Below are 668 nucleotides of genomic sequence, written 5' to 3' on the forward strand. Positions count from 1 at the left end.
AAGGCAACCGAAATCGTCCGTGAGCGTGCGCCTGACTTAGCCGTTGATGGACCGCTACAGTATGACGCCGCCTCAGTAATGAGCGTCGGCAAACAAAAAGCGCCTGACTCAAAAGTTGCAGGTCAAGCCAACGTGTTTATCTTCCCAGATCTGAACACAGGTAACACCACCTATAAAGCAGTGCAACGTAGCGCCAACGTCATCAGTGTTGGGCCGATGCTCCAAGGCCTTAACAAGCCTGTGAATGATCTATCACGCGGCGCTCTGGTCGATGATATCGTCTACACTATCGCCTTGACTGCTATTCAGGCTTATAGCGATTTGATTTAAATCAGCTCAAACCGTCTTATTAAATTTAAACGCTCACTATAACGTTATGGTGAGCGTTTTTTGTTAAGTTCGCTCAGCAAAATGTGTACCCAATCGCTATAATAGCGCCATGACTCACTCACCTACTCTTACGCAAAACATTAACCCTTTGATTCGTGTCTATCTAGGCGGCTCGTTTGATCCGGTGCATCTGGGTCACATTCAGATGGCGATGGCAGTTTATGAGTGCTTAGCCCCTATTGCTAGCGAGCAAAATCGCGAGCTACATTTGTCACTACTACCCAATGCGCGCTCACCGTTTAAAACCGATAGCACAGACCCTCAGCATCGCTTAGCTA

At 47.8% G+C, this 668-nt stretch carries 1 protein-coding gene and 1 pseudogene; both read left to right on the top strand.

The features are described from left to right. On the top strand, positions 1 to 330 hold a 330-nt coding region (locus ACTXGO_RS15640; RefSeq protein ID WP_443575169.1), incomplete at its 5' end, for a phosphate acyltransferase. A gap of 109 nt (positions 331 to 439) precedes the next feature. Next, a pseudogene (locus tag ACTXGO_RS15645) lies at positions 440 to 668 on the top strand (nicotinate-nicotinamide nucleotide adenylyltransferase); the annotation flags it as partial.

The sequence above is a fragment of the Psychrobacter sp. T6-1 genome, assembly GCF_052258445.1.